This window comes from Mesorhizobium sp. M1A.F.Ca.IN.020.06.1.1, from assembly GCF_004023265.1.
Taxonomy (GTDB): Bacteria; Pseudomonadota; Alphaproteobacteria; order Rhizobiales; family Rhizobiaceae; genus Mesorhizobium.
In genome coordinates this window covers 1-7,276 of record NZ_RZSR01000220.1, presented here as the reverse complement: position 1 = coordinate 7,276, position 7,276 = coordinate 1, and the positions used below count along the sequence as shown (strand labels likewise).

General features: G+C 62.7%; 5 protein-coding genes and 1 pseudogene. 3 read left to right on the top strand and 3 right to left on the bottom strand.

What is annotated here, in order from left to right; translation table 11 throughout:
* Positions 1-31: 31 nt before the first annotated feature.
* Positions 32-1,582, bottom strand: coding sequence for an acid phosphatase (locus tag EOA60_RS12355; protein ID WP_095824829.1), 1,551 nt, complete (start codon positions 1,580-1,582; stop codon positions 32-34).
* Between the two features lie 134 nt (positions 1,583-1,716).
* Between EOA60_RS12355 and EOA60_RS12350 the strand changes: the two genes are divergently transcribed.
* The gene (locus tag EOA60_RS12350; protein WP_066996639.1) at positions 1,717-2,271 is read left to right on the top strand and encodes an HdeD family acid-resistance protein; all 555 of its coding nucleotides are present in this window, start codon (positions 1,717-1,719) and stop codon (positions 2,269-2,271) included.
* 186 nt (positions 2,272-2,457) lie between these two features.
* Here the strand turns inward: EOA60_RS12350 and EOA60_RS12345 are convergent, their stop codons facing one another.
* Complete coding sequence (locus EOA60_RS12345; RefSeq protein WP_128311407.1) at positions 2,458-3,360, bottom strand: bifunctional riboflavin kinase/FAD synthetase; 903 nt, start codon at positions 3,358-3,360, stop codon at positions 2,458-2,460.
* A gap of 15 nt (positions 3,361-3,375) precedes the next feature.
* Entirely contained in the window at positions 3,376-4,236 is an 861-nt protein-coding gene (locus EOA60_RS12340; RefSeq protein ID WP_164748166.1) for a TIGR01459 family HAD-type hydrolase, read from the bottom strand.
* A gap of 298 nt (positions 4,237-4,534) precedes the next feature.
* Here EOA60_RS12340 and EOA60_RS12335 point away from each other — a divergent pair.
* A pseudogene (locus EOA60_RS12335) lies at positions 4,535-6,495 on the top strand (TadE/TadG family type IV pilus assembly protein).
* 26 nt (positions 6,496-6,521) lie between these two features.
* The coding region (locus EOA60_RS12330; protein WP_164899281.1) for a TadE/TadG family type IV pilus assembly protein at positions 6,522-7,276 on the top strand (755 nt) is incomplete at its 3' end.

The window sequence follows — 7,276 nt, the reverse complement described above, 5'->3', positions numbered from 1 at the left end:
GCGTCCATGTTCGTCCTCCGAAAACGCGCCCTCAATTCAGGTCAAGCCCGCCGGTAAGATCGCCGAGCGGCGGCTCGCCATGCGCGGCTACGGCCTTGTCGCGAACCACGATGCCGTGCAGGACCGGCAATTCGAAACGCTCGGTGATGAAGCGCAGGATCGACGTCGTGTCATAAGGGGTATGATCGACATAGCCGCGCTTGGCGAAAGGCGAAATGATGATCGCGGGAATGCGCGTGCCCGGTCCCCAGCGGTCGCCCTTGGGCGGTGCGACGTGATCCCAGATGCCGCCGTTCTCATCATAGGTGACGACGACCAGCATGTGCGGCCATTGCGGGCTCTTTTCCAGATGAGCCACGACGTCGGCGATATGGCGGTCGCCGGCCTGGATGTCGGCATAGCCGGAGTGCTCGTTGAGATTGCCCTGCGGCTTATAGAAAGAGACCTGCGGCAGGGCGCCGTCGTCGATGGCCTGGATGAAGCTCGCGCCAGTCAACCCGGCGTCGCGCAGATGTTCGCGCCTGGCCTCGGTGCCCGGAGCGTAATTGGCGTAATAGTTGAACGGCTGATGATGATATTGGAAGTTCGGGATCGGTGTTTTGTTGCCGTGGTCGAGCGTGTACTGCCAGGCTCCGGAATACCACGCCCAGTTTATGTGCTTGAGGCTGAGCATGTCGCCGATGGTCGGTTCCGTCTGCGGCGGCAGCGTGGTGGGCTTGGTAGGATCCGCGAGCAGCCGGTCGCCGCCGGGCGCCGGATCGTTGCCGCTCGGCTGGTATGGCGGCTGCATGGTGTTCACCGCGTAGAAATCCGGCGTCAGGTTGCCGTCGGAGACGAATTTCGGGATCCCGTCGCGCGCCGATTTCGGCGAATTGTCGGCGATCTTCAGCGCTGTGCCGCTGGCGTCCGTCACCGCGATCGACGGCTTGGCCGGGCTCTTGTCGGCATTCGCGTAGTACGGCGCGCAGGCGCAGATCAGCCACTGATGATTGAAGAAGGAGCCGCCGAAGCCGCCCATGAAGAAATGGTCAGCGAGCACGTATTTTTGCGCAATGGCCCACATATCGGTCTTGGAGGCGTCCCAGTTGCTCATCGGCATGGCGCCTGAATCGGCCCAGGCGACGAACATGTCGTTCTTGCCACCGTTGATCTGCATCTGGTTCTGGTAAAAGCGATGCCACAGATCATGCGTCACGACGCTGAGCGGCACGTTGAACCCTTTCGGGTCGTTCACCGTGAACGGTTCGTTCGGAAGGTGCTCGGTCATTGCCTGCGTCACCGGCGGCGTGACGCCCTTGGCGGTCAGCCCGTCCCAGACCGGCGGCAGCTCTGACAGGACCGAGCCGTTACGGTCGCGCTGCTGCAAGCTTTCCTTGCTCGCCTTGTCGATGCCCTCGGCACCCGGAAAATGGCCATAGAGATTATCGAAGGCGCGGTTCTCGGCGAAGATGACGACCACCGTCTCTATCTTGGCGATGCCGTCCGGCGGATCGCCGGGCTGCGCCGCGAAGGCGGGAGGCGAAGCGACAGTGGACAGGGCGAGAGCCGAGGAAAACAGGGCGAGCCCATAGGATCGCTTCATCGCCGTACCTCCATTGCGCAAAGTCAAATGACCAGCTTCGGTGCATCTTGGCAATAGCCACCGCGCTGGACGGGTGATCACATCGGGATTACCTTCCTTCAACCGCAGGGCGAACTCTGCAGGGAGACGAAGCCATGAGCTTGCAAGGCAATACCCTGGAAGACGCGATCGGACGCACGCGCGACAAATGGGGATGGTTCGTGGCGCTCGGCGTGCTGCTGCTGATTTTCGGCGGCATCGCCTTCGGCAATCTCTTCATCGCCACCGTCGCTTCGGTCTATGTCGTCGGCTGGCTGATGCTGATGGCGGGCGTCATCGAGATCATCCATGCTTTCGGCGTCAAGACCTGGGGGCGCTTCTTCTACTGGTTGCTCAGCGGCCTGCTCTATGCCGTCGCCGGCTTTTTCGCCTTCTACAACCCGCTTCTCGCCTCGGCGGTGCTGACGTTTCTGCTCGCCGTCGCGCTCATTGCTTCCGGGCTGCTGAGGGCCTGGGTCGCCTGGAACCACCGGCCGCAGCAAGGCTGGGGATGGCTGCTGGCAGCCGCGATCATCACCATCCTGCTTGGCCTGATCATCGCCATGGGCTGGCCGGTCAACAGCCTGTGGGTGCTCGGCATGTTCCTGGCCGTCGACCTGGTCTTCCAAGGCTGGAGCTTCATTGCCACCGGGCTGGCGCTCAAGCGGTAGGGTACTCGACCTTCGCGATCGGCCGAAGCCTGCCCAACATCGTCATCCCAGGCGAAGCAGAAGCTCCGTCGCGAAGACCCTGGGATGACGACATGAGAGGGCGTTTCGCCAATCGCCAAGGTTTACAATCTGCTAGCCGGACGGAGGCGCTTTGAGGCTTCTCTTCGCCACCGCGCCTGCCAGACCTCAGAAACAGATGGCGGCGTCCAGTTCCGATAGCGGACGCACACCTGCGAGCAGCGCCCTCGCCTCGGCCTCGTCGCGCTTCATCTGCGCGACCAGCGCATCGAGCCCATCGAATTTGAGCTCGGGGCGCAGATAGCCGAAGAACGACACCTGGCAGATCTCGCCATAGAGATCGCCGGAGAAATCGAAGACATAGGTTTCGAGCAGCGGCACGCCATTATCGTCGACGGTCGGCCGGCGGCCGAAGCTGGCGACGCCGTCATGGAGCGTGCCATCGGCGCGGCGCAAGCGGACGGCGTAAATGCCTTCCTTCAGAGTGGCTTCCGGCGAAAGCTTCATATTGGCGGTCGGAAAGCCAAGCGTGCGGCCGAGCTGCTGGCCGGCGATCACCTCGCTCTCGACGGTGAAGCGATAGCCGAGCAGGCCGGCTGCTTCCCCGACCTTGCCTTCGCAAAGCAGGGCGCGGATGCGGCTGGACGAGACGACCTCGGCACCTTCGTCGCGGAAGGCATCGACCAGCGTGACGCCGAAGCCGTGGCGTTCGCCGGCCGCCATCAGGAAAGCCGGGCCGCCCTGGCGGTCCTTGCCGAAGTGGAAGTCGAAACCGGTGACGGCATGGCTGACGCCCAGCCTGATTTCCAGCACATCGGTCACGAATGCCTCGGCCGAGAGCGAGGCGAAGTCGCGCGTGAACGGCTGCTCGACGAGGGCGGCAAAGCCGAGCCTGGCCAGGAGCCGCGCCTTCATCGGCGGCGGCGTCAGCACGAAGAGCGGCACGTCCGGCCTGAACACCTTGCGCGGGTGCGGCTCGAAGGTGAGCACCAGGGCCGGCACGCGGCGGCGGCCGGCTTCGGCCAGCGCCCGTTCCAGCACCGACCTGCGTGATGGCGGGGCGCCCGTCATGGTCCGGCTTCCCGCCTATTGCAGCCGCGGGATGACGGCGACCGGGCGATAACCGTGCGTCGTGAGGAATCCCGCCAGCCTTTCGGGATCCGGCCGCAGCGGGTCGCCATAGTCGCGAGCATGAATCCCGCCCGAGACATAGAGCACGTCGAACCCGTTGTCGGCGGCACCCTTGACGTCGGTCATCATGCCATCGCCGATGGCGAGAACCTGTTTGCGCTCGACCGCGTGGCCGAGCAGTCCGGCGACCTCCTTCATGGCGAGGTTGTAGATCGGTGCGAAGGGCTTGCCGGCAATCAGCGTGCGGCCGCCGAGCTGCGCGTAGTCGCGCGCCAGCGCGCCGGCACACCAGATGGTGCGCTCGCCGCGCTCGACCAGGATGTCGGGGTTGGCGCAGATGAAGGGCAGGTTGCGGGCACGCAGCCGCTGCAGCAGTTCCGCGTATTCGGCGGGCTTCTCCACCTCGTCGTCGTAGAACCCGGTGCAGACGACGCCGGAGGCTTCGAATTCCTCCACGAGTTCGACGTCCAAGCCGTCATAGAGGGTGAAGTCGCGCTCGGGCCCGATGTGGAAGATCTTCCTCGGACCCTCGGCGATCAAGTCGCGCGTGACGTCGCCCGAGGTGACGACGCGGTCATAGGCATCTGCCGGAACGCCGATCGCATGCATCTGCGCAACGACGTCGGCGCTGCGCCGCGGCGAATTGGTGATCAGCACCACCGGCACTTTTGCCGCGCGCGCCCGGGCAAGCGCCTCCGCGGCGACGGGGAAGTGCCATTCGCCATTGTGCACCACGCCCCATACGTCGCACAGGATGGCCGCGTAGTTTTCTGTCAGATCGGTGAGCGAAGCGATGATGTTTGGCGAGTCCGCCATGCCGTTATCCTGAGACTGGTCTAGGCAAAGCCGCGACAGCCATCCTTTTGGTTCGGAGGCCGCCATGGCCGGTCCCGCATAACCGAAGCGCTCCATCCTGTCACCAGCTTTCGCCATCGCCGCCGGGACGAGCCGCGACCACGCCCGTTCGGAAGCGTAGGGTTAACACGCCGTCAAAATGGCGGTGCGTGCTTGAACGTTTCGGGCAAGCTGAAATTTAAGGATCTATGACCATGGTAGCACCGAACTAGGACCATGGTCGTATACCGGTATGGGTCTTTTGCGGGGGCTGAGCGCAATGATCGGCAGATTTATAGGCGACAAGCGGGGCAACTACGCCCTGTTGACAGTCATCACGATGGTGCCGCTGATGGGTGCCGTGGCACTGGCCGTCGATTTTACGGAAATGGTTAGAGAGAAGCAGGAGACGCTCAACGCCCTAGATGCTGCTGGGGTCGCGACAGCGCAACAGATCGTCAGCGGAGCGAGCGACGCGGACGCGAAGGCCTACGCCAAGCAGTTCTTCGAGGCCAATCTCAGGCACGTGCTTCCGGCCAACACGACGCTGACCGTCACGCTGCCCAACAACAATGCCGGCGGCGGCACCCTGGTCCTGGAGGCGTCCCTGAAATATCACCCCTATTTCCTGCCGGCGGCGGCGATGCTGCTCGGCGGGACTGCGGGCGACCACGTAGTCAATGTTTCGGCGAGGCCGGAAATCCGACTTAAGAACACGCTGGAAGTGGCGCTCGTGCTGGATAATTCCGGATCGATGTCGACCCTGGGCTCGGGAACCGGGCAGAAGCGTATTGACCTGCTAAAAGCCGCCGCCAAGCAGTTGGTCGACACGCTGGCGCTGCAGGCCAGCAGATGAAGCAGATCTCCAAGCCAGTGCAGTTCTCGCTGGTTCCGTTCTCTGCCTCGGTCAATGTCGGGCCGACGCATGACGGCGACAGCTGGATGGATCAAGATGGTATCTCCCCGGTCCAGCACGAGAATTTCGACTGGACGACGATGAGCGCCGCCAACGATCCGAACAAGTACGCCGAGAAGGTCAATGGCGCCTGGTACAAACGCGGTGACGGTTGGGGCGATACCAAGGGTGAGCCCCTGACCCGCTTCAGCCTTTATGCCGACATGACCGTGGAATCGGGTCGCGAAGAGGTGCCGAACTCAAAGCAGTACATCTGCGACGCGTACAACAAAAAGGGCAAATGCACCGACGGACATTGGACTGACCCGCAATATGTCTACACTACCAGCCGCTATGCGAGTTGGTAGGGGTGCGTCGAAGCGAGGCCTTATCCCTACAACGACGACGACACGACGCCGACCACGTCCAATCCTGGGACGCTCTTTGTGCCCATGTTCGCTCCGGACGAGCCCGGCACGCTGTGGCGCGACTTCAACCGCGACGGCACGAATGATGTCAACAGCTTGAGCTACGGCTACGAGAACAATTGGTGGGCAGACTGGCCTTATTCATTAAACCCAACCGCGGTTCAGCGGCAATCGGACATGCGGAAGTACTTTCTGGTGAAGCCTTACGGTTCGACTTCGGCCGGTGCCGGTGACGGCCCGAACGCAGCCTGCACCACCAGTCCAATCACGCCCCTCAAGGACGTCACGGTGAGTGCGCAGAAGCAGCAACTGACTGACGCCATCAATGCTATGGCGCCAACTGGCAATACGAACGTACCCGAGGGGCTCGCCTGGGGCTGGCGGACAGTCTCAAGCAACGAGCCCTTCACCGAAGGTCGGCCAAACAACGAAAAGGGCAACGACAAGGTCGTAATCGTGCTGACCGACGGCGCCAATACCTACAGCGCGATCAGCGACGCCAGTTACGCCAACAACCGTTCCACCTATGCGGCCTATGGCTATACAGGCAAAGTCAACTCCGCACTGGCAAGCGTCACGCGCCTGTTCATGAATACGAGCACCGCGGTGCCTAAGACCACCTATACGGACGGCAACTACACCGCCGCGCTTGACGAACAGATGCAGACGCTATGCGCCAATGCCAAGGCGGCCGGGATCATGGTGATGACGGTCTCGCTCGATTTGGTTGACACCAAGGCGGACGAGAAGAAGGCCATGGCTGCGCTGAAGGCTTGCGCTTCCGACTCCCGCTTCCGCAGGGACCCGGCCGACCCGAGCAAGCCGGCGAAGCTATTCTGGAACTCGACCGGCGCCACGCTTTCTGACGACTTCAAGGCGATCGGCAACGAATTGTCGAACCTGCGCATCGTCAGTTGATCCGAAAGAGCAACCGCTTGCTGAAGATGCGCGAATTCTGGCTTCGCTTTTGCCGCGACCGGCGCGGCAACTATGCCCTGATGACGGCGATCGCCATGGTCCCGCTGATGGGCGCCCTCGCAATCGCGGTCGACTTCACCGAACTCAACCGTCAGAAACAGATGGTGCTCAACGCGCTCGATGCGGCGAATTTTGCCGCCGCGAGGCGGTTGGCGGAAGGTGCCACCGACGACCAGATCAAGGCCTATGCGGTCGACTTCTTCAACGCCAACCTCAACACCATCGACCCCGCGGACGTAGCGCTCAACATCACCCTGCCCACCAGCCAGGCCGGCGGCGGCTTGCTGACAATGAGCGCCACTCTTACTTACCATCCCTATTTCCATCCGGCTTCGGCAATGCTCGTCGGCGTCGACGGAGTCGACGCGAAAAAGCCCGTTGAGCTCGAGATGAAGTCACAGGTGCGCTTGAAGAACACACTGGAAGTGGCGATGGTGCTCGACAATTCGGGCTCGATGTCGACGAAAGGATCCGGCACGGGGCAGAAGCGCATCGACCTGCTCAAACAGGCCGCCAAGCAGTTGGTCGACACGCTTGCGCAGCAGGCGGCGCAGATCAAGCAGATCGACAAGCCGGTCCAGTTCAGCCTGGTGCCCTTCGCGGCTTCGGTCAATGTCGGACCGGACAACGACAACGCCTCCTGGATGGATGTCTACGGGCTGTCGCCTGTCGCCAACGAGAATTTCGACTGGTCGACGCTCAACGCCGCCGACAAGCACGC

Excerpts from the sequence above, each read along its gene's own strand:
- EOA60_RS12345 (WP_128311407.1), bottom strand. The coding sequence starts at position 3,360 with ATGACGGGCGCCCCGCCATCACGCAGGTCGGTGCTGGAACGGGCGCTG.
- EOA60_RS12340 (WP_164748166.1), bottom strand. The coding sequence starts at position 4,236 with ATGGCGGACTCGCCAAACATCATCGCTTCGCTCACCGATCTGACAGAA.
- EOA60_RS12355 (WP_095824829.1), bottom strand. The coding sequence starts at position 1,582 with ATGAAGCGATCCTATGGGCTCGCCCTGTTTTCCTCGGCTCTCGCCCTG.
- EOA60_RS12350 (WP_066996639.1), top strand. The coding sequence starts at position 1,717 with ATGAGCTTGCAAGGCAATACCCTGGAAGACGCGATCGGACGCACGCGC.